Source organism: Blastomonas sp. AAP25 (assembly GCF_001295965.1).
Lineage (GTDB): Bacteria > Pseudomonadota > Alphaproteobacteria > Sphingomonadales > Sphingomonadaceae > Blastomonas > Blastomonas fulva.
In genome coordinates, this window is record NZ_LJHP01000001.1 from 338412 (window position 1) to 363849 (window position 25438).

At 64.6% G+C, this 25438-nt stretch carries 24 protein-coding genes; 4 read left to right on the forward strand and 20 right to left on the reverse strand.

What is annotated here, in order from left to right:
• Nucleotides 1-132: 132 nt before the first annotated feature.
• Together IP68_RS01645 and IP68_RS01650 are read right to left on the reverse strand one after the other, a co-directional pair.
• Complete coding sequence (locus IP68_RS01645; RefSeq protein ID WP_054133199.1) at nucleotides 133-810, reverse strand: MBL fold metallo-hydrolase; 678 nt, start codon at nucleotides 808-810, stop codon at nucleotides 133-135.
• A gap of 42 nt (nucleotides 811-852) precedes the next feature.
• Nucleotides 853-1560, reverse strand: coding sequence for a S24 family peptidase (locus IP68_RS01650; RefSeq protein ID WP_054133200.1), 708 nt, complete (start codon nucleotides 1558-1560; stop codon nucleotides 853-855).
• 122 nt (nucleotides 1561-1682) lie between these two features.
• On the opposite strand from IP68_RS01650, the gene IP68_RS01655 reads away from it, so the two are divergent.
• A complete protein-coding gene (locus tag IP68_RS01655; protein WP_054133253.1) occupies nucleotides 1683-1868 on the forward strand; it encodes a hypothetical protein in 186 nt (61 codons plus the stop codon).
• Nucleotides 1865-2197, forward strand: a complete 333-nt coding sequence (locus tag IP68_RS01660; protein WP_054133201.1) for a hypothetical protein — start codon at nucleotides 1865-1867, stop codon at nucleotides 2195-2197. The genes IP68_RS01655 and IP68_RS01660 overlap by 4 nt, the downstream gene beginning before the upstream one ends.
• 46 nt (nucleotides 2198-2243) lie before the next feature.
• On the opposite strand, the gene IP68_RS01665 is transcribed toward IP68_RS01660, so the two are convergent.
• From IP68_RS01665 to IP68_RS01680, 4 genes are all read right to left on the reverse strand, one after another.
• Complete coding sequence (locus tag IP68_RS01665) at nucleotides 2244-6566, reverse strand: LVIVD repeat-containing protein (protein WP_197275689.1); 4323 nt, start codon at nucleotides 6564-6566, stop codon at nucleotides 2244-2246.
• Nucleotides 6547-8754 carry a hypothetical protein gene (locus tag IP68_RS01670; RefSeq protein WP_054133202.1) on the reverse strand — a complete coding sequence of 736 codons (2208 nt, stop codon included), beginning with the start codon at nucleotides 8752-8754 and terminating at the stop codon, nucleotides 6547-6549. The genes IP68_RS01665 and IP68_RS01670 overlap by 20 nt, the downstream gene beginning before the upstream one ends.
• Nucleotides 8755-10737: a heme-binding protein gene (locus tag IP68_RS01675; protein WP_054133203.1), complete on the reverse strand. Its 1983-nt coding sequence runs from the start codon at nucleotides 10735-10737 to the stop codon at nucleotides 8755-8757. It lies immediately after the preceding gene.
• A gap of 93 nt (nucleotides 10738-10830) precedes the next feature.
• Nucleotides 10831-12213, reverse strand: a complete 1383-nt coding sequence (locus IP68_RS01680; RefSeq protein WP_054133255.1) for a multiheme c-type cytochrome — start codon at nucleotides 12211-12213, stop codon at nucleotides 10831-10833.
• A gap of 269 nt (nucleotides 12214-12482) precedes the next feature.
• Between IP68_RS01680 and IP68_RS01685 the strand changes: the two genes are divergently transcribed.
• Complete coding sequence (locus IP68_RS01685) at nucleotides 12483-13160, forward strand: Crp/Fnr family transcriptional regulator (RefSeq protein ID WP_054133204.1); 678 nt, start codon at nucleotides 12483-12485, stop codon at nucleotides 13158-13160.
• Between the two features lie 140 nt (nucleotides 13161-13300).
• Here the strand turns inward: IP68_RS01685 and IP68_RS01690 are convergent, their stop codons facing one another.
• The 14 genes from IP68_RS01690 to coxB all read right to left on the reverse strand — a co-directional run bounded on the left by IP68_RS01690 (nucleotide 13301) and on the right by coxB (nucleotide 24558).
• On the reverse strand, nucleotides 13301-13900 hold the full coding sequence (locus IP68_RS01690; protein WP_054133205.1) for a fasciclin domain-containing protein: 600 nt from the start codon (nucleotides 13898-13900) through the stop codon (nucleotides 13301-13303).
• 56 nt (nucleotides 13901-13956) lie between these two features.
• Nucleotides 13957-14742, reverse strand: a complete 786-nt coding sequence (locus tag IP68_RS01695) for an SDR family oxidoreductase (protein WP_054133206.1) — start codon at nucleotides 14740-14742, stop codon at nucleotides 13957-13959.
• The gene (locus IP68_RS01700; protein WP_231683603.1) at nucleotides 14739-15122 is read right to left on the reverse strand and encodes a dihydroneopterin aldolase; all 384 of its coding nucleotides are present in this window, start codon (nucleotides 15120-15122) and stop codon (nucleotides 14739-14741) included. The genes IP68_RS01695 and IP68_RS01700 overlap by 4 nt, the downstream gene beginning before the upstream one ends.
• Nucleotides 15123-15225: 103 nt before the next feature.
• Nucleotides 15226-16122: a class I SAM-dependent methyltransferase gene (locus tag IP68_RS01705; protein ID WP_054133207.1), complete on the reverse strand. Its 897-nt coding sequence runs from the start codon at nucleotides 16120-16122 to the stop codon at nucleotides 15226-15228.
• 9 nt (nucleotides 16123-16131) lie between these two features.
• Nucleotides 16132-17547, reverse strand: coding sequence for a threonine synthase (thrC, locus tag IP68_RS01710; RefSeq protein WP_054133208.1), 1416 nt, complete (start codon nucleotides 17545-17547; stop codon nucleotides 16132-16134).
• 46 nt (nucleotides 17548-17593) lie between these two features.
• Nucleotides 17594-18097, reverse strand: a complete 504-nt coding sequence (locus tag IP68_RS01715) for a GNAT family N-acetyltransferase (RefSeq protein ID WP_197275690.1) — start codon at nucleotides 18095-18097, stop codon at nucleotides 17594-17596.
• Between the two features lie 28 nt (nucleotides 18098-18125).
• On the reverse strand, nucleotides 18126-18701 hold the full coding sequence (locus tag IP68_RS01720) for an SURF1 family protein (protein ID WP_054133210.1): 576 nt from the start codon (nucleotides 18699-18701) through the stop codon (nucleotides 18126-18128).
• A complete protein-coding gene (locus IP68_RS01725) occupies nucleotides 18698-19096 on the reverse strand; it encodes a DUF983 domain-containing protein (protein WP_054133211.1) in 399 nt (132 codons plus the stop codon). The genes IP68_RS01720 and IP68_RS01725 overlap by 4 nt, the downstream gene beginning before the upstream one ends.
• 29 nt (nucleotides 19097-19125) lie before the next feature.
• Nucleotides 19126-19941, reverse strand: a complete 816-nt coding sequence (locus IP68_RS01730; protein ID WP_054133212.1) for a cytochrome c oxidase subunit 3 — start codon at nucleotides 19939-19941, stop codon at nucleotides 19126-19128.
• A 44-nt stretch (nucleotides 19942-19985) separates the two neighbouring features.
• Nucleotides 19986-20561, reverse strand: coding sequence for a cytochrome c oxidase assembly protein (locus IP68_RS01735; protein WP_054133257.1), 576 nt, complete (start codon nucleotides 20559-20561; stop codon nucleotides 19986-19988).
• Nucleotides 20558-20731: a hypothetical protein gene (locus IP68_RS20030; protein WP_156317894.1), complete on the reverse strand. Its 174-nt coding sequence runs from the start codon at nucleotides 20729-20731 to the stop codon at nucleotides 20558-20560. Before IP68_RS20030 ends, IP68_RS01735 begins: the two co-directional genes overlap by 4 nt.
• Nucleotides 20728-21684, reverse strand: a complete 957-nt coding sequence (locus IP68_RS01740; RefSeq protein WP_082382048.1) for a heme o synthase — start codon at nucleotides 21682-21684, stop codon at nucleotides 20728-20730. Before IP68_RS01740 ends, IP68_RS20030 begins: the two co-directional genes overlap by 4 nt.
• Nucleotides 21685-21789: 105 nt before the next feature.
• The gene (ctaD, locus tag IP68_RS01745; protein WP_054133213.1) at nucleotides 21790-23457 is read right to left on the reverse strand and encodes a cytochrome c oxidase subunit I; all 1668 of its coding nucleotides are present in this window, start codon (nucleotides 23455-23457) and stop codon (nucleotides 21790-21792) included.
• Between the two features lie 15 nt (nucleotides 23458-23472).
• Nucleotides 23473-24558, reverse strand: a complete 1086-nt coding sequence (gene coxB, locus IP68_RS01750; protein WP_054133214.1) for a cytochrome c oxidase subunit II — start codon at nucleotides 24556-24558, stop codon at nucleotides 23473-23475.
• 197 nt (nucleotides 24559-24755) lie between these two features.
• On the opposite strand from coxB, the gene pyrE reads away from it, so the two are divergent.
• Nucleotides 24756-25349, forward strand: a complete 594-nt coding sequence (pyrE, locus tag IP68_RS01755; RefSeq protein ID WP_054133215.1) for an orotate phosphoribosyltransferase — start codon at nucleotides 24756-24758, stop codon at nucleotides 25347-25349.
• Nucleotides 25350-25438: the final 89 nt, after the last annotated feature.

The following is a 25438-nucleotide window of genomic DNA, read 5'->3' on the forward strand; positions in this document are numbered from 1 at the left end:
CCAAGAACTCTCCCCAACCGCTTGCGGGAGGGGCAGGTTCAGCTTGCTGAACCGGGGTGGGCCTGAAATTTGCGGTGTTGCAGGCCCACCCCGGCCTGCGGCCACCCCTCCCGCAGGCGGGAGGGGAGATATTCAAGCCAGCACGTGATCCGCAACGAACCCGTTGCGCTGGCGCTCGAAGCCAAAGTTGCTGGTCGGGCCGTGCCCCGGAACGAACACCGTCTCGTTGCCCAGCGGCCACAGCTTCTGCGTGATCGAATCGATCAGGTCCTGGTGGTTGCCGCGCGGAAAGTCGGTGCGGCCGATCGATCCCTGGAAGATCACGTCGCCGACGATCGCCAGCTTCGATGGCGCGTGGTGGAAGACAATGTGCCCCGGCGTGTGCCCCGGGCAATGGATGACATCGAGCACCAGATTGCCGACCGTGACGGTATCGCCATCCTTGAGCCAGCGATCAGGCTCGAACACCGCGCCTGCGATCCCGTAATTGCGGCCGTCATCGTCCAACCGCGAGATCCAGAACCGGTCTTCCTCGTGCGGCCCCTCGATGGTCAGGCCTAGCTCCTTCGCCAGCGTGCCGGTCTCGCCGCAATGGTCGATATGGCCATGCGTCACCAGCAGCTTTTCCAGCGTCACCCCGGCCTGCGCGACAGCCGCCTTGAGCTTGGGCAGATCGCCACCCGGATCGATCAGCGCGCCCTTCATCGTCTGCGTGCACCACATCAGAGTACAGTTCTGCTGCAGCGGCGTCACGGGGATGATCGCGGCGCGAAGCGGCGGCTGGGCGGAGTTTGCAGAGGCGTCGGTCATACAAGGCTATGTGGCAAGGATGCGGGGCACGTGCAAGCTTGGTCAAACCCGCCGCCCGGCCCAGATCACTCTCCCGACAATGCTTACGCCGTCCGGCGCGACGTCCGGATAGCTGGGGTAGAGCGCATTGTCCGACGTCACCGACAACCGCCCATCCGGACGGAATGCCAGCCGCTTGACGATCAGCGCGTCGTCCATGCGCAGCACATGGATGCCATCGCGGCGGCGCGGGGCAGCGCCCTGATGCGTTGCGACGAGGATGTCGTCGCCATCGCTGAGCGTCGGCGCCATCGAGTCACCTTCGACCTGGATCATCGTTACCGCATCCGATCCCGCGCCCAGCCGCCGGAGCCAGGCCTCGTCGAACGCGATCTCCGCGAGAGGGGCTTCGTTGTCCGGCAAGGCCCCTGCCCCCGCCGAGGCGCCGACCGCCAGGCGGGGGATCAGCCGCATCCGTGATGGCAGACCGCGCGCGGCGCCTGTGCGTTGCAGACCCTGACGGACGGGAAGCCCGCCGCGGCGCGGCACGGGCATCGCATCATCGGGCGCGCCCAATTGCTGTTCGGACACGCCGAAGAACTGCGCCAGCAGCCGCCGGTCGCGTTCGTCGAGGCGCTTGGGACTGCCCCGGCGGATGAACTGCTGGACGTAGGACGGGTTCTTGCCGAGCAGCTGCGAGACGCCGGCAAAGCTCAGCCCCCGCGCCTCGATCAGCGCCTCCAGCGTCCGGCGAACGTCGTCTGTGTCCATAACGGATATATAGCATAGGAGATTTCCTTTTCAAGGATATTTCCTACACATGGCGAATCGCCTATAGGAATAATCCTACCGCATTGCGGGCCGGATCGTCGGTCGTCGAAAGGAGAATGCTGATGCCGCTGCTGCGCCTGATCGAAATCTTCCTGCGCGAAACCGGAATGCCGCGCACCCGCTTCGGCCGCCTGTGCGCAGGCGACCCCCGGCTGGTCGATGATCTGCGCAATGGCCGCGAGCCACGGGAGGCCTTGCGCAAACGGGTAGAACATTTCATGAACATATACCGTCAGGAGCACGCATGATTCACCATACCATCCGTCACGACCCCGCCACCGCGCTGATCCGCGCGGTGCTGTCGCTGGCAAGGGGGGATGCCGAACTGGAGGAGCATCGCGGCACCAGCTGGGTCAGCGCAACCTTCACCGGGATGCGGCATGTCATGCGGCTGAGGTTCAACGGCGATCAGGCTGTGCAGACCGCGCAATGGCTTGCCCGCATGCTGCCCGAGCACGAGTTCGCCTTTTCCGGACACCTGGTCGCGGATATCGCGATTACCGACACCCACCGTCGCAACGAAGGCATGCCGATCATGACGCTCGTGATCGAGGCACTGACCGTGGAGGCGGACTGATCCGCCTCCGCCGCCCGAGGCGCGCGGGCACCCCTTCCGCTGCCGCCTAGTTTCCTCTGGCGGCCAGCATCGCAGGGCGCGGCCCCATCCAGTCGGCCATCGTGACGGTATCGCTGACCTTGTAGGGCTTGCCGCTTCTGTTCAGGAAAAGCTTCTCCATCTCGGACCGGGTGAAGGGTCGCGAGCCCAGCCTTCCGAAGATCGCCATCTGACCGCCCGATTCGTCCACGCCGCGGTCGCGATCGAGCCCCTTGGCGACGGCGATCGCCGGGGTCGGCGTTCCGGTCCAGGCGATAAGGTCGGGCCTCGGGTCGGGCGAGAAGCCATAGAAGTTGGGCTGGCTCGATGGCGATGTCAGCTGCAGCACTTTCATCCCGTTACGTCCATCGGCGACATAAGCGAACAGCGTCGCGTTGGTGGAGCCCACGATCACGTCCTCGGCATCATTGAGCTGACCGCCTGCGTTGTAGCGCATGTACTCGCGCGGCGCTTCCGGGTTGGTCATGTCGATAATGACGAGCCCGTCCTGCTTGGCTGCGACATAGGCGAATGTGCGCGCAAGATAGAGCTTGCGTGCATCCGCCAGCCGGACCGTGCCCGAGGGCACCGCAACAGGTGTTTCCAACCGGGTGATGTCGAACAGCTTGATACCCTCGGCATCCGTCACCCACAGATAACGGAACTGCACCGCGCTCGCGCGCGCATCCTGGAGCGGCAGCACCGCCATCAGTTGCGGGTTGAGCTTGCTATAGTCGAAGTCACGCGGCGCGTTTGCGGGCGGCTCGTCCGCCAACCGGACGACGACCAACCCGGCATCGGCGGTGATATAGGCAAAGTCACCGGCCAGCGTGATGTGGCGTGCACCTTTCAGCACATTGTCCGGGTTCCACGTCAGCGTCCGCTTGAAGAAGTTGTTGCGGAACTCGCCATCGGCCAGCGTATCGATGTTGACCGCGATCAGGCCCTCGACGCTGTCGGTGACGAAGGCGTAGTGATAGACCGCGCGGAACGGCTGTTCCTGGTTGGCCTCGCGCATCGCCGGCGTGTTGCGGCTGGGTGCAATCGGCTGGGTGGTGGCGATCGCCATGCAGGTGGCGTTGGTGGTCTTCACATGCGTGTCATGCCCCAGCGACGAGAACGGCGCGCGGATGATGCGTTCGGAAAAGCCCTTGTTGCCGATCGAGGCGATGTCATAGGCGCGGAAACCGCCCCTGCCCTCGGCCACGAACATGTATTCGCCGCGGTTCTGCAGGCAGTTCACCCGGCCGTCGGTGCCCTGCACGACATTGGCGAACTCCTCGCGCGCATAGGTTTCGCCCGAGAACTTGTCGTCGAAGATCGGACCCCGGGTCCAGTTCTTGAGCTCTCGGCCGTTCTTCTCGACGTGCAATTTGTAGTAATCGGGATAGGCGTAGCGGTGGAGATACGATCCGATCACCGCCTGCGGCTCGTCCCATTCGGTGACGCGCACCGCCTCGAAGCCGCCTTCGAGCCCGAACCAGCTGTTGAGCCCCACGAAGTTGACGAAGTTGGTGCCGAGCAGCAGCAGCTGCGACATCACGGCGTTGTTGTCGTTCGCCTCGCTCAGATGGCAGTCCGAGCACTGCTTGGTCTCGGTCTTGCGCACCGTGTGCGGGAAGTGCGGCGCAAACGCCTGTGACGAGAAGCCGGGCGCCGAGATCGGCGGCTGCTGCACATAGATGCGTTCGCGGTTGATGTTGGTCGACGACAGGATCAGCGCCGAGGTCGAGCGGATCGGCGCGATGATGTTGCCCTTGCTGGTCTGGTGGCGACCGATCTGGAACATCTCGTCACGCGCGACCTGCGGATTGTAGGTCGCATAATTGCGCGTCTCGTCTTCCTCGTATTTGTGGACCTTGGCCTTCCAGTTGGCCTCGATCGGCAGGTGGCAGCCACCGCACGATGTCGTCCAGCTGAGGTGGCAGGTAAAGCACGCCATCTCTTCGGTGTTGTGCGCGCGGTCGGCCTTGGCGACCTGTGGACCGAAGCTGTACTTGCCGGTGTCCGCACCCTGCTTGGCCATCAGCTTCGAGCGCGCGGCCTTGGGGTTGAAATCGGGGCTGGCGGGGTCGACCGCATCCTTGACCAGGCTCACCTGCCAGGACAGTTCCGGATCGAGCACCGAGCGCTGGATCAGAACGCGCTTGCCGGTCGCGTCCTTCATCCATTCGAAGCGGCGCTGGCCATCGGGATTGCGGATCAGCGACAGATTGTTGCCCTTGGGCCGCGCGGCGAGGTTCGAGGTGAACAGCGTCGGGTAGGCATCGGGGGTGCCGTGGCAGTCCTTGCAGCCGATTTCGACCGCATTGGCGACCTCGCCATAGATCAGGCCGTTGCCGTGCCCGTCCTGGCTGAAGTGGCAATCGACGCACTGCATGCCAAGCTCGGCATGGATGTCCATCATGTGGACCGCCTTGCCGGGGTTGGTGCCGACGGGGACGAACTTGCCCTCGCCCGCCTTGCGGAATTTCTCGGGATCGTCGGGCGACACCATGTTGGCGGTGTCGGTGCCCCAAGTCGCCATATTGCCTTCCGCATCGAGCAGATTGCCCTTGCGGTCGCGCTTCAGGATCGCGCGGAAGTTCCAGCCATGACCGTGATAGTCGGCAAACTGGGTGTCCTTGGCCTCGGTGTTGAGATCGTAGACATTGCGGACGAAATCGATGTCCGACCACAGGCCGCGCGCCGAGGCGCCTTCGGGATTGCGGTCCAGCGTCGCGCGCACTTCCTTGGCGGTGGGATAATGCTGGCGCTTGTAGACGCGCTGATACTCTTCTTCCGACATGCCCTCGGGCTTGGGCGCACGGTTCTCCGGCCCCGGCCACATCAATGGCGCGTCCGATTCATAATCCCACATCGTGTAGCCAAGATAGCTGTTCAGGAAGATGTTGGGCTGGTGCATGTGGCAGTTCATGCACTGCGCGGTCGGGATCGCGCGGGTGAAAGCATGCTTGAGCGGATGGCCCTTTTCCTTGAACGCGGCTTTCTGGGCGTGCGTATCCTTGGCGGCATGGCCATCACCATGCGACGCGCCGTGCTCGCCCGCGCCTTCGGCCAAGGTGGTGCCATGGTCGCCGCCATGACCGCCTGCGCCGCCATGCTCTTCGTGATGCTCGGCGGCGTCATAGTCGCCATAGCGACCGGGGCGCTTCTGCCCCTCGGTCAGCGCGTTGATCGTCGGATCGTCGGTGATCGTCTGGCCGTCGCGGCCATATTTTGCATAGATCAGGCTGTGCCGCGGTTCGCGGTCGTTGGCATAGACGACGTGGCACGCCGCGCAGCCCGATGCGCGATAGTCGCCCGGCTGGTCGTTGGTGCCCATCTGCCACAGGAACGGATCGTTGAGGCGGGTCTTGTGGATGTTGATTACCGGCACCGCGACACGCAGGCCGGTGCCGGGTCCGCGGTTCGACTGCTTGAGATCGGGGCGGCCTGGCTCTTCCAGACGCTGGATGATGCCGCCGGTGTTGGGCAGGCCGATTTCCGGGAATTGCGAGTTGATGTTGCGTCCGCCACGCTCGAACACGCGGAAGATGTCGCCCGGCGGCAGGATGTGCCAAGTCGGCAGTGGGTACATCACCGGCAGCGCACCGCGCGCCTTTTCCGCCGCAGTCACCGAGCCATGCGCCGCGCCCGGCTCGGTCGCCGCCGACTTGATCATCGCAGGCTTGCCGTCGCGGGTGAACGCCTCGCCGAACATGTAGTTCTTGAACGGCACGATTCCGTTGTTGTACGCCGCCCCGCCCCACAGCATCGCGCCCGTCGCCATCAGCGAGCGCTCGGATGCCTCGATGATCTCGATATGACAGGCACCGCACGATTCGCGCACCACGCGGTAATCGGACGGGTTGACGAAGCGGATAAACTCGGGCGCTTCCTTGGCGAGCAAAGCGTAGGAGCGCTGGGGATTGGCCGAGGATGGCCATTTCCACGCCACCGGATATTTGGGCAGGACGTGGCTCTTCAGCAGCGCGTCCTGATAGGGCAGGCTGTCGCGGCCCCAATTGTTGTCGCCCATGATGGTCGCATCGCCGCCATGGCAATCGGTGCAGCCCAGCACGACCGCAGGCGATGCGTGCATCGTCTTGTGGTCGCTGGCGGTGTGGCAAGACTGGCAGCCTGCGCTCTTGGCGTCGGCCTCGGCCCATTCCTGGTTCTCGGGCGCGGGCGCGGTGAAGGTGTATTTGACCTTCTGCGCCTTTTCCTTGCCTGAGGCGAGCAACTGATCAGCGGGCAGCGCAGCGAAGGTGATGAGCAGCAGGCTCGCCAGCAGCAGCTTCCAGTTGAAGGCCCCCAAATTGAAGGCCAGCGCGTTGCCGCGCGCCCGATCAGTACGCCAGAATTGCATTGAACAGCACCGAATAAAAGAGGTCTGACTTGCCGGATTGGGTGAACAGGTCGCGGAAACCCTTGGACGGATCGAACACCGCTCCCGAAAGGCGGAAGACAAGGTTCTGGTTGGCGTTGGGCCGCCAGATCAACGCAGCAGAAACATCGGTCCCGATCGAGCTGGGCACCGTGCCTTCCTGGCGCAACGCCTCGATCGTGTCGGTCTTGTGGAACCACAGATGGTTGAGGTTCGCCGACAGCCGGGTGGTCGAGCTGAGGTCGAAATCAGCACCCGCGCCCAGCAGAACCGTGCCGGGGTTGTTGAAGTTCGACTGGCCCTGCTCCTTGGACGAGCGCAGGTTGTTGAGGATGCCGTTGCGGGTGTTGACGCCCACCGCACGACCGCCACCGGCAAACGGGATGACCTGCCGGATCCAATAGCTGGTGTCGGCACCGGCAAAGATCGGGTTCTCGAAGATCGCATCGAACCCGGCCTCGGTGTCGTTGTAAGGATCGCCATCGCCGCTGGCGAACAGGCCCTGCAGCCGGAAACGCGCCCAGTCGTAATCATAACTGACCTCGGCGGCGCCGAAATAGGAGCGGATATCGGCCTTGCGGCTGGTGAAGAAGCTGTTGCGGTCCTCGCCGAACGCCCCGTACAGCTGGCCGGTCAGGTTGATCCGGCCGATACGGCCATCGACCGCATAGCCCAGATACACCACGTCATATTCGCGGCTGCGCAGATCGCCCAGCAGCGCCGGACGCACCGGGAAGCCGTTGTCGTCGATCTTGAGCTCGCGCCCGCCCTCGCGGTTCATGTTGTAGGTGACCGAGACCTGGCTGGTCAGGCCGACAACCGGAAAGTCCTGCCGATAGGCGTTGGCGAAGAACACCCAGTCGTCGCGCGGGCTATCAACCACGCTGTTCAAGCCCGAATTGGTGTCCTTCTCCAGCCGCCAGAACGCGCCGATGTTGAACTGGAAGCGGTTGTTGTCGCGGTTGCCGAACAGGCGGATGCCCAGCTGGTTGTCCTGGAACAGGAAGCCGCGGAAGTCCGCCTGCATCGGCTGGATCCCTGCGCGCAGCGAAATGAAATCATAGCGCGACGTATCATAGGCGCCGAGGTGATAGTCGATGAACGCTTCCTGTATACCGACGAAATGGTCGGTGCGCTGCGTCGGCCTGGAAGGCTCGACGAACAGGATGCGGCGTTCGTTGACATCGACATGGTTGACCTGCGCCGCCAGCGTCAAACGGTACTCGATCGCCGGCGGCTTGTAGGTGGTCTCCCCCTTGATCAGCGCCACCCCTGCGATGATCGTCTGTGCGAGCACAAGCGAGTCCGCGCGGCCGAACACGTCGAGGCTGTCGGGCCGCGAAGTCGTCTGCACGCCCACCGGGGTCGGAAAGCTGCGCGGCTCGACCACGGTATCCGAGATCACATTGGCCACGAAGAACCAGTCGTCTTCCTTGAGGAAGCCCGGGCGTTTGCCCTCGGGCAGCGGCCGGTCACCCTTCAGGATGTTCTGGTGATAGGGGTCGAGCTTCGAGCGGCAGACGTTCGAGAGGTTCGGATAGAGGCTGTAGATCGACTTGTCGCCATTCTTGGTCGGGCACAGAGAGGTGACGATGCGCCAGCGATCGGGCACCGGAAACTCGTCAGTCGGGAACGCCTCGGGCGCAGGCGCGCGCACCGCGCCGGGGTTGTCCTGCGTCACCCGGTCGGGTAGCTTCTTCTCGATCCCCGGACGGCGGCGGTCATCGATCAGCGCCTCGTCGGCATCGATCGCATCGGCATCTGCCGCGGGATCTGCGGTGGGCAGCGTCGGCGGCACGGCACCTGCGGCAGGCGGCGCCTCCTGCGCGGCGGTGAGCAGAAGCTCGTCCTGCACCCAGCCATAGGCGCCATCGTCCAGCGTTCCGACCGGCGAGCTCAGCCGATAAGGTGCCGGGGCAACCGCCCTGCGGACCGAAACAGCCTTTGCGGCCCGATCCGCGATAACCGGGGCAGCCATGGAGGGCGCCTCGTCATGCGCCAGCGCGATGCGGGTGAGCGCAAGGCTGCGCCCCAGATCGGCGGCCGCCAGCGCAGAGGTCGCGGTCTGCGGCCCGTGCCGCATCAGGGGTCCGGTGGACGCGTCGCCTGCCACGTCGCCAGTCCCGGCGAACGCCATGATCGGGATAAGGGCGACGAGCGACGCAGTCATCTACAGACCCTCGCAAACGTTCTGGGCGTTGGTATCGAGGAACGGCGCAAACGGGCAGCTGACATAGCGCAGCCGGACCTGTGCGCTGCCGACATTGACCACGATACGGTCCGCGCGCCGATCCTTGGGCGCATTGCCGATGCCGCCCACCCGCGCGCCGCCGTTGTTCAGCCCGAGGAAGCTGACCATGTCGTCCTGATCGATGCCGTCACCTGACACCCCGATGCCGCCGACCAGCTGGCTGCCACGATAGATCGGGACCGATCCGGGGAAGATCTGGATGCCGTTTTCGAGCCGGTTCTGTCCCTGCGCGGTATCGGGCAGCGCGGTGCAGCGCTGAGCGGTGTCGGTGGGCGATGCGCCCGAGACGAACTGTGCATGCTGGATGATGTTGGCGGCGACCAGCTGGACCTGCAGCCCCACCGCGAAGGGATTGAAATCCTCGATCGGGCGCGACAGCGGGCCTGGCGGACGCCCGAGCTCGCCATCGGGAAAATAGGGCCGCGCGAGATTGCCGACGCTGCGGTTGCCATAGGCAAAATTTCCGGTGAGCGAGCTGGTATCGCCGAGGAAGGTGCGCATCGCCTGAACGAACGGGGCGACTCCCCCACCTGCCGACATCAGGTTGGAAGCCGCCTGGGCGTTGGAGAAGAACATCGCGGTGCGCGCCTTTTGCAGCGACACATCGATGCCGAAGATCGGCGCATCGGGAGAGCGGACGATGCCGAGCACCTCGCCATGCGTATCGACGACCGAGATCGACGCCTGCATCCGGCTGTCTAGCGGGCGGCGGATCTGCGCGCGCGCGCGGGTGAGCACGGTGAACGCCTCTTCCAGCACGGCGCGGACCTCCGCCGCTGTCAGCGGTTGCGAATTGCTCGCGCTGTCGGTACCGGCGCGGATCGGATAGCGGTTGTTGCCCGCCCCATCGGTCAGGATGAACGCATCGGAATTGTTGAACTCGGCAGCGCGCGCCGCGCGGATGCCCGAAGCCTCGGTGCCATAGGGCGTGCCAGCGATGATCGCGGCGGTGCTGTAACCGCGCACCGCGACAAGGCTGCCGGCAGTGCCGTTGATCGCCGCAAAATTGCCCGACACCGAGCCGATGTCGCTGCCGGTGATATCGCTGAACCTGAGGCTGGTGCCATCCACCGTGATACGGTCCGCGCGGATGGCGTCGGCCGCGGCAAAGCCCTGGGTTCCGGCAAAGGCGATCGCCTCTTCGGGGTCGATATCGCGGTCGAGGATGTTGGGATCGAAGCCGTAATCGCCATCGCCCATCACGCCGATCGCGCCGACGACCACGCCGTTCTTGTAGAGCGGCAAACCGCCGGGATCAGCTGCAAGGCCTAGCGGCGCGCGCTTGGGCCCAATCAGCGCCGAGGTGCCGCCTGCCGACTGGAACCGCGCCGCAAGGTCCGAACAGGGCAACTGGCTGAACTGCACCCCGAACAGCGGGCCGCTCTCCAGCCCGCGCGTCGAGGGCGCAGGCGGAAAGTGCTGCTGAACGATCTGGCTGGCCGTGCGGCTGGAGAAGGCGTTGCCGCCGCTCGACAGGTACGCACCGGTCACCGCCTTGGAGATCGCAGCCATTTCGGCGGGCACATCAAGCCCCTGCGCATCGACCAGCGGGCTGTTCAGCCCCGCCTCGGTCATCGCGCTGGTGCGCGCCTGCGCCCGCGCGCCGTTCATGCGGAACACGCCCAGCACATTGCCGACCCGGTCGACCACCGCGATCACCGATGGCAGGTTGCGGCGCTGCGCCTCGCTCACCGCCTGGGCGATGATCGTCTGAACCTCGCCCACGCTGAGCGATTCCTGCGCCGGCGCGACGAAATTGCCGCCGCTGGGCGGCGGCGCCGGATTGGGTGTCGGGGTCGGGCTTGGCGCAGGCGTGGTACCGCTGCTGTTGCCGCCCCCGCAGGAGCTGAGCACGAGCGCCAGCACCGCCAGCGACGCCGTAACCTTGCCAATCCGCATCATGCCGCAATACTCCGCACATCTGCGACCCTGACCGACTTCACCCCAACAGACACCCCGGAACGTCCCACTTTGGTCATCTCCCTGCCACCCGGATCACTGCAGCGCCCGGATGGTGCGCACGGCCCCGCCCAGCGCCCGGCGGAATTCCAGCGGCTTGTAGGAATTGGGCTCGGCCACTGCGGCATAAGCCTGGTTGATCTGCGCGCGCAGCGATGTCGCCGCCCCGCCCGAGACCTGACCCTGGGTCACCAGACCGCTGAGCAGCGTGTCGACCGCCATCACCGCCTGCACCGAGCCTTCGTAATCGGTGAAGCGCGGGGAAATCGCCTCGCTCGCGATCGATTCCATGATCGAGAAGGTCTGCGCGCGGGTGAAGTCGCTGCGGCTGAACCGGTCGGCGAGCGCCATCGCGGTCTGCCGTAGCCGGTTGGCCGCTTCTACCGCAGGCCCCCTGCCCTGCGCCATCGCGGCGTGGAAGGCGCGCGTCTGCCCCTCATATTGCTGGGCCAGCTCGGGCGCGGCGACCCGCACCGCCGCCGAGAGCATGATCATGTTCTCGTCGTTATAGGGCGGCATGCCGGTGGGGATCGGACGGCCGGGATTGGAGATCTTCGACGGGCGGGCATCTTCCTCGTCATAGATGCGGCGATGGCAGCTGTGGCAATCGAAGAAATAGAATTCGGGGAACACGCCTTCCGTGCCCAGCCCTGGCTTGCCGAACAGGCTGAGCGAGCGTTCGAGCGCGATCGCCTGACCCACCGCCCACATCCGCATGGAATTGGTCTTGCCCTTGCGCTGGCGATAGTCGGCGTCCTCGTCATGGTGCTGTGTCAGCGTGGAGAACAGGTCGAGCTCGAACGCGATGCGCGGATGCCCCGCCGCCATGATGCGGTGGTTGACGAACTGGCCCGGCGCATCGTTGCCCAGATGGCAGTCGAGGCACACACCCGCACGCGCCTGCGCATTTTCCAGCGGGACGAGCCCTTGCGACACGTTGCGCGCATGGCTGGTGCCGGTGGCATAATGGCTCGCCAGCCAGCCCGATGCCGCGCCATGGCAGGCCTCGCAGCTTACGCCGTCGCTCGCCTGGTAGCGCGGGCCCTTGGCGGCAGCAGGCGTGGAATGGCAGCCCAGGCACATCGCGGCAGAGCGCGGATCACCGATCCCCAGCTTCTTGCCGATCGCGAGGCTGCGCGGTTCGCCGAGCACGCGGAACGCACGGGCATGCGCGCCGCCGGGTGTCGATTCTTCCTGCCAGCGCCACAGCTCGTCCTGACGCACGACTTCGCCATCGGCCTCGTTGCGGCCGTGGCAGGTCGATCCGGCGCAGCTGCCGACGCCCATATGGGTGCCCGATGCGGCGCGCGAGGCCTGTGCCTCGAGCCGCTCGGCCCCGGCAAAATTCGCGATGAAGAAAGCGCCGATGGCAAGGGCAAGGCACCCGAGCGCTGCAAACACAGCCCGAACACCACCCACCCGCGATACGGCCGAAAGCCCTGAATTGTGCATCGTCGCTTTTACCCCCGGCTCCATGAGAAGCCGGCCCCCGATAGACTAACGATGCGACCCTTTAGTCTTGTCTTATGGCGCCTTATCGCTGGTTCGCCCTTCACTTTCAAGGCAATCCTGCCCGGGCCTTCGCAAAAACATCCCCGGCTCGCCGCACCGCCCCTGTGGCTTTCATCCACCGCTTGCCGCAGCCCGGCGCATTTGCCATGCTCTGCGCGATTTCAGGAGTTGACGACATGCCGCTTGGACTGGGATTTGCCGAAGGTGCCTGGCTTGGGCATCTCACCTTCCTGATACTCGCGGTCGCGCTGATCGCCCCGCCGATGCCGTGGATGCGACTCGGGATCGTCGCAGCATCGCTCGCTGGGCTCGGCTTTGCGCTGGGTTTCGCCAAGGACCTCGGCCTTGCCTTCTGGTTCTTCGTGCTGCTCGTCATCAGCGCATCGATGCTGGCGCGCTATCTGATGGCCGAGCGCAACTCGCGATTCTCGGCAGAGGAGGAGGCGCTGCGCTCGAGCTTCATGGGCGAGATGACCCGCGCCGGAGCGCGCCATCTGATGGACCAGGGCAACTGGATTACCGGACGCAGCGGCGAGGTGCTGATCAACGAGGGAGAGGCAATCAGCCACCTGTTCTATCTGCACGATGGCGCGGCGGAGATCACGCTGCACGGCAATCCTGTCGGTGCGGTTTCAGGCGGGGACCTGATCGGCGATGCGACCGCGCTGAGCGGCGAGCCTGCCACCGGCACCGTGCGGCTGACCACCGACAGCCGCTTCTGGTGCGTGTCCGCGCCAAAACTGCGCCAGTACCTCGATCTTCACCCGGATGCGCGCACGGTGATAGAGCGCCAGATCAACAGCGCGCTCGACCGCAAGCTCCGCGCGGCCAACGCCGCGCTGGCGGGGGATTGAGGACTAAATCCGCGTCCCTATCCTCGTTATCCCCGCGCACGCGGGGGTAACGCTTCTGCGCCAATACCAGCAAAATAGCGGGATTCCCGCCTTCGCGGGATTGAAGAAAGAAGACCGGTGAAAAGCCGAAGTCTGCAGCCTTAAAGCTGCGGGCCGAGCACCTGATCGATGCCGTGCACCACGCCATTGCTCGCCGCCAGATCGGGCAGCGCGATCGAGGCGACGTTGCCGCTGGCGTCGGACAGGCGAATTTGGTCGAGCTCGACCGAAGCGTTAAGCCTTTCGCCCTGCAGCGTCACGATCTCGACGCTGCCGCCGCTGTCGCCGATGCGCTTGCGCAGATCGGCGGCGGTCAGCCGTCCGGGGATGACGTGATATTTCAGGACGGTCGCCAGCCGCTCCTTGTTGGCGGGCAGCAGCAGCTCGGCGAGCGCATCGACCCCGACCTTGTCGAAGGCACCATTGTCGGGCGCGAACAGCGTCATCGGTGTGTCGGCGCCCAGTGCCTCAGCCAGACCGGCTGCCTTGATCGCGCGCGCCAGCGTCGACAGATCGGGGTTGCGCAGCACCACCTCATCGACGCGCAAGATGGCATCGGGCTCGACCTCGCCGCTGGCCTCGGCCACCTCCAGGCTCTTGGGATCGATCCGCTTGACCGGATCGCCGCCGCCATCCTGGCTGCCACAGGCCGCGACGGTGAGGGTCAGACCCAGCAGGGCAGCAACGGCTTGTGAACGCATGGTAATCTCCAATATTTCGGGCTGATGGGGTTAGCCCCCTGTTCGGCCCTACGGGCTCAGGCCTCTTCCTGCTTGTCCAGGAAAACAAAGTCCCGATCCAGGCTGAGCATATGGGCACCGCCATCGACGAAAAGCAACTGGCCGGTGATCGCCGGCTCGTCTGCAAGGTAGCGCACCGCACGTGCAATGTCTTGCGGCGTGGACAACCGCCCCAGCGGCATCCGCGCGGCGAGCCGTGCCATTTGCGCGTCGTCATAGTCGCTGGTCGCCAGCGTCAGCCCGGGCGCGACGCCGTTGACCCGCGCGCTGGGCCCGAAGGCGCGCGCGAGCGTGCGGATCGATTCGGCCAGCGCCTGTTTGGAAAGGGTGTAAGACAGCTGGTCGCCATTGGGGTTGCGAACCCGCTGGTCGATGATCTGGACGATCGCAGGCTGCGCCCCCTCTCCTGCTGCTGCCACCAGATCGCGCGCCAGCAGCACCGGCGCGAAGGTGTTGACCGCAAAATGATCGGTCAGCATCTGCGGCGTCAGGCTGGCAAGGTCGTCATAATCGAACAGCGAGGCGTTGTTGACCAGCAGATCGGGCGCGCGGCCGAAATGCGCGATCACCGCAGCGATCAGCTCCGCAGGCGCCGAAGCCTGCCCCAGATCGGCGGTAAAGCCGTGCCAGTGCGTTTCGCGCTCCGCAAGAACCTCTGCCAGTTCGGCATCGGGCACCGCATCGCTGCGTCCGTGCAGCGCCAGCGCCCAGCCCGATCGGGCCAGTTCGGCAGCAATGGCAGCACCGACCCGGCGGCATCCGCCCGTGACGAGCGCCAGTCGCGCGCTGCCCGCCGCGCTCACCGGCGCGTCCGGGTCAACGTGATGCCGATCGATTCGCCCTGCTCGGCGATCGCCAGCTTGATGATCTTGATCGTCAACCGGCGGATGCGGGGGTCCTGCAGGAAAAGCGTCTCGATGACATGATCCGCGACCGCCTCGATCAGCGTGAAATGCACGCCCTGCGGCAGCGCGGTCGAGGCTGCGTGCTTGAGATCCATATAGTTCTTGGATGCCGCCAGCGGCGTATCGGGCCCGTAATGATCCTCAGCCAGCATCTCCGCCTGGATGGTGAAGCGCAGCGGCTGGGGCAGCTTGGTCTCTTCCGAATAGATGCCGGTGAGAACGTTGACATCGAAATCGGCGACCTCGAGGATCAGGCTGTCGGGTTTGGTATCGGTCAAAGTGGGTAGCCTGTTCTGCATCAAGAGCGTCGCTTGCCGGAGTATGCCGCAAGTCGTCAATGTGCGCTGCGCGTTCGCAAATTGCGCGCGGCAACGCAAGCGTTCAGCTGTTCGACCAGCGCGCGAAGATGGCTGTGGGAAGCAATCGTCCCCCCGCCTGCTCGCGCACCGCAAGCTCGCCGACCTCGATCTTCCCGGGCAGATCGGCGAAATGCGCCGCGAGCAGTTCGCCCAGCGCCAGCGCGGACATCCTTACGGCATAAACTGTAAGGAACAGGCAGCGCGAGCGGTCATCGAGCAGCCGGCGGCAATCGGCGATAAGGCCGGGCAGATGCTCCTCGAGCTTCCACACCTCGCCCTCGGGTCCGCGCCCGAACTTGGGCGGATCGAGCAGGATCGCGTCATAGCGCTTGCCCCTGCGCACCTCGCGCGCGGCGAACTTGACGCAATCATCGACCAGCCAGCGGATCGGCAGCGACTCCATGCCCGACAATGCGGCGTTGACCCGCGCTGCCGCCACCGACTTCTTCGAGGCATCGACATGGGTGAGTTCGGCGCCCGCAGCCGCCATTGCCAGCGTGCCGACCCCGGTATAGCCGAACAGGTTGAGCGCCTTGGCGGGCTCATCGCCCTGATGCTCGCCGATCTGCCCGCGCAGCCAGCGCCACACCGGATCCATATCGGGGAAGAAGCCAAGATGCCTGAAGGGTGTGTTGAGCGCGGTCAGCCGCACCTCCTCCCACGCCAAAGGCCAGCCATCGCGCGGCACGTTGGGCTCGAGCTGCCATTTGCCGCCGCCATCCTCGTCCGATCCAGGGATGAAGGCGCCATCGGCGTCCCAATCGGCAAGCGTGGTGGGCCACATCGCCTGCGGCTCGGGGCGGACGAAGCGGTAGGGGCCGTAAGCTTCGAACTTGCGCCCGCCACCGCTGTCGATCAGCGTGTAATCCTCACGCGGTTCGCCGATCATCAGCACCGGTTGCGGATCGAGAGCGGCCATAATTGAGCGTCAGCCCCTGGCAGGGACGGCGCGCGCGGCGATGTAATCGCGCACGGTGTGGTAATCGCCCGCCAGCTTGTCGAACCGCTCGGCGCGCTCGAACAGGTCGCCGACCCGGGTGGGCAGACGCGGGCGCAGGCCCGTGGCGCGTTCGACCGCATCGCGGAACTTGGAGGGATGCGCGGTGGCCAGCGTGACGCACGGGATCGCGCGATCGAGCGTGCCTTCATCCTGCAGCCGGTGCGCCGCGCCAAGGCCGATCGCGGTGTGCGGATCGAGCACCTGGCCCGCATCATCCCATGCCCGGCGCATCGCGATACCCATCTCTTCCGGGTCGATCCGCGCGCTGGCGAAGATGCCGTTGGCCCCCTCGCGCATTGCGGGCGTCAGCTGCATCGCCTTGCTCGCCTCGAAGCCCTGCATCCGCGCCGCAGTCAACGCGCCATCGCGGCCTTCCAGATCGAACAGCAGCCGCTCGAAGTTCGAGCTGACCTGGATGTCCATCGATGGCGCCGCGGTCGGCGTGACGCTGCCGGCGGAGTAATCACCCGCGCTCAATGCGCGGTGGAGGATGTCGTTGACGTTGGTCGCGACCACCAGCCGCGCGATCGGAAGTCCCATCTGGCTGGCGACATAGCCTGCGAACACGTCGCCGAAATTGCCCGTGGGCACCGAGAACGCGACCGGACGGTGCGGCGCGCCCAGCTGTAGCGCGGCGGCGAAATAATAGACGATCTGCGCCATCAGCCGCGCCCAGTTGATCGAGTTGACAGCCGACAGCGTGAACTTGCCGGCAAAATCCGGATCGCCGAACATCCGCTTCACCATCGCCTGAGCATCGTCGAAGCTTCCGTCGATCGCGATGTTGTGGACGTTGGGGGCAAGCACTGTGGTCATCTGCCGCCGCTGGACGTCGGAGACGCGGCCATCGGGATGGAGCATGAAGATATCGACCTTCTCGCGCCCCGCGACCGCGTCGATCGCCGCCGATCCGGTATCGCCCGAGGTCGCGCCGACGATAGTCAGATGGGCGTCGCGGTTCGACAGGAAGCGCTCGAACAGATGCCCGAGCAATTGCAGCGCGACATCCTTGAACGCCAGCGTCGGCCCGTGGAACAGTTCGAGCAGCCAGTTGCTCTGGTCCAATTGCACCAGCGGCGTTACCGCCTTGTGCGAGAATCGCCCATAAGCCGCTTCGCACAGCTCGTGCAGCTCGTGCTCGGTCAGGCTGCCCGCCACATACGGCGCCATGATCTTCACCGCGAGATCGACATAGGACAGGCCCGCCATCGCCGCGATCTCGGCTTGCGTGAACGTCGGCCAGCTGCGCGGAACGTAAAGCCCGCCATCGCTTGCCAAACCTGCCAGCGTCACGCCCTCGAAATCGAGCGCCGCTGCTTTCCCCCTGGTGCTGATATAGTCCATGGGTTGGACCCGTTAGCGGGCCTGCATGCCGCATGCAACCTGCGCGTCAGTCTTCCGGGTTTTCGTAGAACATCAGCACGGCGGGACCCTCCGGCGTCTCGATCTCGCCATGTTCGACAAAGCCTGCGCGAATATAGGCGCTGCGTGCGCGCTGGTTGTGCGGATCGGGATCGATGCACAGCACGCGAACCCCTTGCGCGGCAAGCTGCTTGGCGAGCATCGCCAGCAGCTTGGCACCATGGCCCTTGCCGATCAGCGAGGGGATGCCGATGAAGCAATCGACCGCCCGCGCACCCTGTGGCAGATCCTGCAGATGCTTCTGCGGCCAGGCATGCACCTCGAAATGCTGGATATAGGCGATCGGGCGGCCATCGAGCATCCCGATCAGCTGGACCATGTCGGGATTGTCCATGTCCTCCTCGATCAGCGCGAGTTCATGGCGCGGGTCACCCCACCATTTCTGCACCTCGGGCGTTTCCAGCCAGGCCTCCAGCATCGGCAGGTCGGAATGCGAGACCCTGTGAAACCCGTAATAATGTCCGCCCTGCATCATCTCTCCTCAGGCGTCATGCGGACGATCAGGATCGCGTCCGCCGTGCGACTGCCACACCGTATATAACGGCAGCGATCGCTGCGAATAAAAACCATTGTATCGCATAGGCCCAATGATTGTTCGGAATGTCCTCCGGCGAAGGCGGCTGCACGGCGTCAAGCCCCGCCACGGGAGGCGCCGCGACCAGCCGGATCAGATGCGTGCTGTCGGGTGCGATGATGCCGCCGACCTGCCCGCCGGACCAGACCGGATCGTCGGGCCGCGAGGACCACCCGGCCACCACCTGCGCGCCGGGGCCTTCCGCGCCGGTCGAACACGAAGCGATATGCACCCACCCCGCCTGTCCTCGCCCGCTGCGGCCGCTGGACGACCGCCAGCCGGTGACGGTGAGGCAGTTGACCGACGATTTGCGATACAGCGGCAGCGACCCGGCATCGGGCACTGCCGGCCAGGCGATCGCGGGCTGATCGGACGCCGAGGCGTATTCCTTCAGCAGCGCATCCTTCCACGCCATGCGCTGGAGCTGCCAAACGCCCAGCCCGATCATGATCGCGATGGCGATACCGACCACCAGGGTCGGCAACAGGGGCGGGCGTTTCATGGGTCTAGCCTCGTGTCATCTGCGATCTTGCCTTCGCGCACTTCGGCGCGAGCCTCGTGGATCAGCATGGCCGCCTTGGAGACCCTCAGCGACAGCAGCACCAGCGCGCTGGTGATCGGCACCCAGAGCAGGATGTGCACCCAGAACGGCGGGCTCATCCTGACCTGAAGCACCAGCGCAAAGGCGCACACCAGCGCCCCGATCACCAGGATCAGGAACGCGGCAGGCCCATCGCCGACATTGTAGCTGGAAAAATCATGCCCGCACGCGCGGCAGCGGGTCGCAAAGCGTACCCAGCCGGCAAACAGCGTGCGCGATCCGCACGCGGGGCATTCGCCGAAAAGGGCAGCCTGGACCAGACCAGACTGCCCTTTTTGGATTTGCGGATCATCCATGATGACCGCGCCGGTTCATCGGCTGGATATCAATGCGTCACCGCACCCCAACCACCCCAGACATAGATGACGAGGAAGAGGAACAGCCACACCACGTCGACGAAGTGCCAGTACCATGCAGCGGCTTCGAAGCCGAAATGCTGCTTGGGGGTGAAGTGGCCCTTATAGGAGCGCACCAGGCAGACGATCAGGAAGATCGTGCCGACCAGCACGTGGAAGCCGTGGAAACCGGTCGCCATATAGAAGGCCGAACCATAGTTCAGGTCCTTGAACGGGAAAGGCGCGACCGAATATTCATAGGCCTGCACGCAGCTGAACACGATGCCCAGGATGATCGTGAGCCACAGGCCCTTGATCAGGCCATCGCGGTCGCCGTTGATCAGCGAGTGGTGCGCCCAGGTGACGGTGGTGCCCGAGCACAGCAGGATCAGCGTGTTGAGCAGCGGCAGTTCGAAGGCGTTGAGCACTTCGACACCCTTGGGCGGCCAGGTTCCGCCGATCACGTCCGCGGTGGACGGGAACAGCGAGAAATCGAACCATGCCCAGAACCAGCCGACGAAGAACATGACTTCCGAAGCGATGAACAGGATCATCCCGTAGCGCAGGTGCAGCTGCACCACCGGGGTATGATCACCCGCATGCGCTTCCTTGATGACCTGCGCCCACCAGAAATAGAAGGTAGCTGCCACGGCAGCGACACCGGCGTAGAAAACTATGCCCGAGGGATCGACACTGTGCATCCACAGGATCGCGCCTACGGCCATGAGCAGCGCCGACATCGATCCCGCGAACGGAATGATGCTGGGCGGCAAAATATGATAATCGTGGTTCTTTGTTCCGGCCATCGGTCTGGTCCCTGTCGTCCCTAAAGCGTCTTCAAACTAAGCCCTTAACTGCCCTTTTTCGCCTGGTCCAGCGGGTAAAAGGTATAGCTGAGGGTTATCTCTTCGATATCCTTGGTGTCCGGATCGGTGAGGATCGCCGGGTCCACATAATAGATCACCGGCATCCGCACCTTCTCGCCCGGCTGCAGCGTCTGCTCGGTGAAGCAGAAGCACTGGACCTTGGCGAAATAGCGACCGGCCTGCACGGGCGTGACATTGAACGTCGCGGTTCCGGTCACCGGCTTGCTCGAAAGATTCTCCGCCACGAACGCGGCCATGTCGCGCGCACCGATGGTAATCTTCTCGGTCGGGTTTTCCGGCTTGAAGCGCCACGGCAGCGCCGAGGACACGTTCGAATCGAACCGCACCACGATCTGCTTGTCCGTCACCGCGATTGCCGAAGCGGTCTCTTCGCTGACCTTCATCGTGGTTCCGCCAAAGCCGGTTGCCTCGCAGAAGATGCGGTACAGCGGCACCGCGGCATAGCCCATGCCGAGCATTCCGCCCGCAAAGCACAAAGCGAGGAGAGCAGCCTTGCGGTTGCGGCGCGAAACATCGGGAGAAAGCGTCGCGGCGTTCATCCCCATACCCCGATCTTCACGATGGTGATAACATAGAACATCACGCACAAGGCGATGAGAATCGCGGCCATGAACAGCGCGCGGCTGCGCTGGCGCGCGCGCAACTGGGCAAGGACCTCCGGATCGTTGAAATCGGGGGCCTGCGGGGTCGATGTGGGCTGTTCGGTCATGCCGCGATGGCCGGCAGCACCGCCCGGTCGATGACCACCGCGGTGAAGATCATGAACAGATACAGGATCGAATAGGCAAACAGCTGCTTTTCGGGCTTGAGCGCATCGCCCTCGCCCGCGACGCGGAAGCCGACGCGGGCGGCCAGCAGCACGAACACGCCCGAGAGCACCAGCGCACTTGCGCCATAGGTCCAGCCAGCAAGGCCGAGCGCAAACGGCGCCATGGCGGTCGCGAGCAGCACCAGCGAATAACCGAACACCTGACGGCGCGTGGATTTCTCGCCCGCGACGTTGGGCATCATGGGAATGCCGACGCGCGCATAATCCATCTTCACGAACAGTGCGAGCGCCCAGAAGTGAGGCGGGGTCCAGAAGAAAATGATCGAGAACAGCAGGATCGGCAGCATGGTGACATCACCGGTCACCGCAGCCCAGCCGATCACCGGCGGGAACGCCCCAGCCCCGCCACCGATGACGATGTTCTGCGGCGTATTGGGCTTGAGCCAGACCGTGTAGATCACGGCGTAATAGAAGATCGAGAATGCCAGGATCGCAGCCGACAGCCAGTTGACCGCCAGCCCCATGATCACCACCGAAAAGCCCGACAGCGCCAGGCCGAACTGCAGCGCGGCCTCGCGGTCCATGCGGCCTGCGGGGATCGGGCGGTTGGCGGTGCGCTTCATCAGCGCGTCGAGATCGGATTCGTGATACTGGTTGAGCGCTGCGGCACCGCCCGCGCCCATCGCGATGCACAGGATCGCAACGAAGCCGATGACCGGGTGAATGGTCCCGGGCGCAACCAGAAGCCCGCACAGGCCGGTAAACACCACCAGGCGGATCACGCCGGGTTTGGTCAATGCCCAGAAGTCCCGCCAGTGTGCGGGCATGAGCGCGCCATGCGGGGCCGGAACGGCGCCTGCCTGACGATCCAACTGCTGAACGGCTTCGGTCATGTCACTCATTACCCATATGGCAAACCCCTCCCTTTCGGGGAGGGGCTGCGGGCCGACCTGGAAACATCCGTGTCGGCCCGTCAATCTGCCCGAACTCTGCCTGCCTTACTTGATGACGGGCAGCGTTTCGAACTGGTGGAACGGCGGCGGGCTGGACAGGGTCCATTCCAGCGTCGTGGCACCCTCGCCCCAGTAATTACCTTCGGCACGACGTCCGGCAACCATGGCATAGGCGATGTTCACGAAGAAGATCAGCATGCCGGCAGCCATGATCGCATAGCCGAGCGAGGCGATCTCGTTCCAGTAGGCGAACGCCTCGGGATAATCGGGATAGCGACGCGGCATGCCCTGACGGCCCAGGAAGTGCATCGGGAAGAACAGGATGTTCACGCCGATGAAGAACACCCAGAAGTGCAGGTGGCCCAGCAGCTCGTTGTAGTGACGGCCGCTCATCTTGGGGAACCAGTAGTAGAACCCTGCGAAGATCGAGAACACCGCGCCCAGCGAGAGCACATAGTGGAAGTGGGCGACCACGTAGTACGTGTCGTGCAGGTTGTCGTCGACGCCGCCATTGGCGAGCACGACACCGGTCACGCCACCCACGGTGAACATGAAGATGAAGCCGAGCGCCCAGACCATCGGGGTCTTGAAAGTGAGCGAACCGCCCCACATCGTCGCGATCCACGAGAAGATCTTGATGCCCGTGGGCACCGCGATCACCATGGTTGCTGCGGTGAAGTACATCTTCATGTTGACCGACAGACCGACGGTGAACATGTGGTGCGCCCACACCACGAAACCGACGACGCCGATTGCGACCATGGCATAGGCCATGCCGAGATAGCCGAACACGGGCTTCTTGGAGAAGGTTGCGATGATGTGGCTGATCATGCCGAAACCGGGCAGGATCATGATGTACACTTCGGGGTGGCCGAAGAACCAGAACAGGTGCTGATACAGAACGGGGTCACCACCGCCTGCGGCGTTGAAGAAGGCCGAACCGAAGTTGCGGTCGGTCAGCAGCATGGTGATGGCTGCGGCCAGAACCGGCAGCGAGAGGAGGAGCAGGAACGCGGTGACCAGCATCGACCACACGAACAGCGGCATCTTGTTGAGCGTCATGCCCGGAGCGCGCATGTTGAAGATGGTGGTGATGAAGTTGATAGCACCGAGGATCGACGATGCACCGGCAAGGTGCAGCGACAGGATGGCAAGATCGACGGCAGGTCCGACCGAACCGCTGGTCGACAGCGGAGCGTAGACCGTCCAACCGGTGCCGGCACCCAAGCCCGAACCGCCGGGCACGAAGGTCGAGCCGAGCAGGAGGGCAAAGGCGGGGATCAGCAGCCAGAACGAGATGTTGTTCATCCGCGGGAAGGCCATGTCCGGCGCACCGATCATGATCGGAACGAACCAGTTGCCGAAGCCGCCGACCATCGCTGGCATGACCATGAAGAACACCATGATCAGGCCGTGCGCGGTGATGAGCACGTTCCACATGTGATAGGCCTGGTCGAGCGTGGCTTCGCTGCCCTGCATCATCGAGGCCCAGCCCTGCAGATACTGGACGCCGGGCTCAGCCAGCTCCATGCGCATCAGGCCGGAAATGGCACCGCCGATGATCCCCGCGACGATCGCGAAGATCAGGTACAGCGTACCGATGTCCTTGTGGTTGGTCGACATGAACCAGCGCTGGAAAAACGCGGGCTTGTGGTCGTCATGTGCATGATCATGGTCATGCAGATCGGCCGGGTTGGCAGCAATCGTGGTCATGGTCTTGCCCTGTCCTTACTGAGCGGCTGCAGGAGCGGCGGCGGCAGTGCCTGCGCCTTCTGCTGCGGGAGTGGTGGTGGCGGCTGCAGGTGCAGCGGCGGGAGTTGCGGCGGCGGCGACTTCATCGCCCTTGACGGTGCCGCCCTGCGAGCGGACCCAAGCGTCGAACTTGGCGCGAGGCAGCGCCTCGACCGCGATCGGCATGAAGCCGTGGCGTGCGCCACACAGTTCGGAGCACTGGCCGTAATAGACGCCGGGCTCCTTGATCACGAGCATCTTCTCGTTCGATCGGCCCGGGACGGCGTCCATCTTGAACCAGAGCGAAGGCACCGAGAAGCTGTGGATCACGTCCGAAGCGGTGGTGATGATGCGGATCGGCTCACCGGCGGGGACGACCATGCGGTTGTCGACGGCCAGCTGGTACGGTTCGCCACTCTTGATGGCGGCCTCTTCGGTCAGCATGTTCGAGACGACCTCAAAATCGCCGTTGTCGGGATAGCTGTAGCCCCAGTACCACTGATAGCCGGTCACCTTGACGGTCACGGCCGAGGCAGGTGCGGGCTTGTACTGCTTGGCGAGCAGGTCGATCGACGGGACCGCAACACCCACCAGGATCAGCACCGGAACCAAAGTCCAGATAACTTCGATGGTGGTATTGTGCGTGACGCGCGATGCGACCGGGTTGGCGGCGGCGCGATAGCGGATGACAATCCACATCAGCAGGCCGAGCACCAGCAGCGAGATCGCCACGATGATAGGCAGCAGGACGATGGTGTCGAGCCAATAGGCATATTCACCAAGCTCGGAATACTGGTCCTGGAAGTCGATGCCCTTGTCGACCGGCATGCCCTTGCCCGGGGTCGGCGCCATCGGGGTGTAGCTCGAATCGAGCGCGCCTGCAGCAGCGGCATCTGCCGGAGCGGCTTCGGCGGTGGCGGCGGGAGCAGCAGCGGCAGGCGCTGCGGCTTCAGGTGCAACCTGCGTGCTGGGGGCGGGAGCAGCGACCGGCGGAGCCGGCGGCGTCTGTGCCAGCGCCAGCGGCGCGGTTACGAGAACAAGGGCTGCGAAACCGATAGATTTCGTCCAAGATGCGAACGCCATTCGTAGAATGTCCCTGTATGGGCAGGGCATCCGTCCACGTCCCGTAGTGCCGGATCACTGCCGTGTTTGCGTCATAGCTAATCGTGCCTATACGCAGGCTTGCCGCCAGTCTCAAGCCAATCTAGGGATATTTTTTGCACCCATCCCCAAGCCCCCCTCCGGGGGGTGCCGAGACGCTACGTAAAAGGCTAAATACAATGCAGGACGAAGAAATTCTGGCTGAGTTTCGGGCGAGTCAGGCACTGCTCGAAGGGCATTTCATCCTCTCCTCGGGGCTGCACAGCGCGCATTATCTGCAATGCGCCCGTGTGCTGATGGACCCGATGCGCGCCTCGCGCCTCGCCAGCGCGCTCGCCGCCCGCATGCCGCGCGATGTCCGCAGCCAGATCGACCTCGTCATCTCGCCCGCGATGGGCGGCCTCATCATCGGCCATGAGATGGGCCGCGCGCTGGGCGTCGAGGCGATGTTCGTCGAGCGCCCCACGGGAACCTTCGAGCTGCGTCGCGGCTTTGCGATCAAGCCGGGCCAGAAGGTGCTGCTGATGGAAGACGTCGTCACCACAGGACTGTCTTCGCGCGAAGCGATCGCAGCGGTGAACGCAGCGGGCGGCAATGTGATAGCTGCCGGCGCGCTGGTCGACCGCACCGCTGGCGAGGTGTCGCTGGGCGTTCCGTTCTTCCCGCTGATCTCGCTCAACTTCCCGACTTTCGCCGAAGACGCCCTGCCCCCTGAGCTCGCTGCGACTCCCGGCGTCAAACCGGGAAGCCGCAAGGAACCAGAAGCGGCATGATCCGCTGGCTGTTCGCTCCGCTCGCAGCGCTGCTGCTGGGCGCTGGCGCACCGCCGCCTGCCATTGACGAGGCTGCCGTGGCAGCCGCG